The following is a 2,368-nucleotide window of genomic DNA, read 5'->3' as shown; positions in this document are numbered from 1 at the left end:
CGAATCCCGAACCGTCTTCATCGAACAGCAACTATGAACAGCCGCCCAAATGAAAGACCGAGGCTAATTCGTATTAGCTTCTTGACGCGACGGATCACCCGGGACCAAACTCAGCACTCGGATCGGCCAGACACCTGCCGCACTCTTCGTAACTGATGGCTTCGGTGGCCGTGCCCCGACGCCGCCCTCGCCGCGACCGCCGGTCGGTCCCCCCATGCCCCGTCCGAGTCGCCGATTCCGCTCCGACCCGCCTGCCCGTCCCGACAGGAGAACCAACATGGCCAAGGATCCGACCTCGACCATGTTCCGCCGCCGAGCGTTGCTGGCCGCCGCAGCGGGCGGAGCAGCGCTGCTCGCCGTACCGGTCCGGGCGCTCGCCGAGACGCCGGAGACCACCGCGTCGGGCCTGCCGCTGCTGGCCCCACTGCCGCCCGGAGCGCCGGACCGGACCCTGTTCGCCCCGCTGGAACAGCGGTTCGCCGCTTACCTGGCGATCCTGCCGGCGATGACCAACGACATCAAGGACACCGACAACTACGGGTTCATGGGCGGCGGCTGGTGGCGCTCCCCGAACGTGCCGTACAACGCCCGGGTGCAGGAGCACGTCTACACGTTGAGCTGGTTCCACGCCAACCAGCGGCCGTGGAATCCGTACGCCGGGGACGCGGCGCTGGCCGGGCGGCTCGACGCGGCGCTCGGGCACTACCTCGGGCTCCAGCACGACGACGGGTCCTGGCCGGAGTACAACCCCAACGAGCACTCGCTGGCGGCCACCGGCTTCGGCCTCGGTTACCTGGCCAAGACCCTGGCCAACCTGCGGCAGTCGGCCGCGCTGCCGCAGCGGCGGGCAGAGATCGAACGGGCCCTGCACGCCGGGATCGGCTGGCTGCTGAATCCGGCCAACGGCATCTGGCGTACCCCGGTCCAGTGGACCAACCAGGTCGCCGGCGGCCTGGCCGGCTCGGCCCTGGCGCTGCGGCTCCACCCGGACGCCGCGCTGGCCGCCCGGCTCACCGAGCGGATCGACTTCCTGGCCGAGCACGGGCAGAGCCCGGCCGGCTTCTTCTACGACCCGACCGGCATGGACTTCAACTACAACTTCGAGGTGATGCTGCCGGAGCTGGCGGAGATCTATCTGCTCACCGGCAACCGGAACGTGCTGGGGATGGCCCGCCGGTTCACCGAGTGGTTCGGCTACAACCTGCTCCGCGAGCCGGACGGCTCGGGCTGGCTCACCTACCACGCCATGTCCGCCCGGACCAGCGTCGCCTACTACGACAACGTGATCCCCGACCCGGACCGCAGCAACCTTGGCTCGGTCTTCGTCCCCGACCTGCCGGAACTCGGCGCGTTCTTCACTTCCAGGGAGGACCGGGCCGCCGCCCGCGCCGCCTGGGCCGCCGAGCCGGGTCCCGCCCCTGGAGCGGCCAAGCAGGACACCTCGCCCCGGATCCTCGCGCACGCGCCGTACGGGGAGATGCTGCCGTGCAGCGCCGAGAAGGAGCGGGCCATCGCGGCGCTGCCCTACCTGCGGCTGCGGGAGTTCGCCGAGGTGCGCCGGGACACCGCGTTCAACCAGGACTACCTCTACGTCAGGCGTCCGGGCCTCTATCTCGGAGCGTTCTTCGGCACCCGACCGACCAGCACGGTCCGCAGCGGGCCGGGTTTCCTCTGGCACCCGGCGGCCGGCACCATCGTGCACGCCCAGCAGACCGACACCGGCTGCTGGTCGACGCTGCTGCCCAACGGCAACCCGGACGGCCGGAGCAACCTGGTCGCCGAATACCAGGTCGGTGACCGGGAGTGGGACGGGAAGTTCCTCTCCCCCGGTGACGCGCCGGTGCGGGTGCGCTACCGTCTGCCGGACTCGCGGATCACCACCGAGCTGACCGTCGCCCGGGACAGCGTGATTCGCTCGGTGCGGGCCACCTCGACGGCGACCGAGCAGATCCCACTGGTGCTGCAACCGGAGGACGTCGTAACGTTCGCCGACGGCACCCCGGTCGCCTACGGCGCCAACGCGGCTGCCCGCACCGACGGTTTGACCATCCGTCGCGGCGGCACCGTCATCACGATCAGTTGGGACAGCGTACGGCCGGCCACCGTGACCGGCACGTCCCGGACCTATCTGCGCGACGCCCGGCGACGGGTGCACACGCTGCGGGTGCCGCACGACGGCCAGATCGAGGTACGCATCGCCCTGTCCTGACCGTACGGTCTGGTATGGACCGGCTGCCGGACCGGTTGTCGACCGGTCCAGCGGTCAGCCGTCCCCGTCCGTCCCCCTCGTCAACGCCGGTCGAGCTCCGACTCCAGCCGCTGGATCAGCGTCTTGCGGGCCTTGCCACCGCGCTCACGCCGCAGTGCC

The 2,368-nt window shown here is 70.6% G+C and carries 1 protein-coding gene; it reads left to right on the top strand.

Translation table 11 applies throughout. The features are described from left to right. The first annotated feature begins 277 nt into the window (after positions 1 to 277). Entirely contained in the window at positions 278 to 2,209 is a 1,932-nt protein-coding gene (locus tag V6U90_RS33110) for a hypothetical protein (RefSeq protein WP_334445066.1), read from the top strand. Positions 2,210 to 2,368: the final 159 nt, after the last annotated feature.

Source organism: Micromonospora sp. CPCC 206060 (assembly GCF_036906895.1).
Taxonomy (GTDB): Bacteria; Actinomycetota; Actinomycetes; order Mycobacteriales; family Micromonosporaceae; genus Micromonospora.
Note: the sequence above shows the minus strand (reverse complement) of the source record. Positions and strands in the feature narration are given on the sequence as shown.

Excerpts from the sequence above, each read along its gene's own strand:
- V6U90_RS33110 (WP_334445066.1), top strand. The coding sequence starts at position 278 with ATGGCCAAGGATCCGACCTCGACCATGTTCCGCCGCCGAGCGTTGCTG.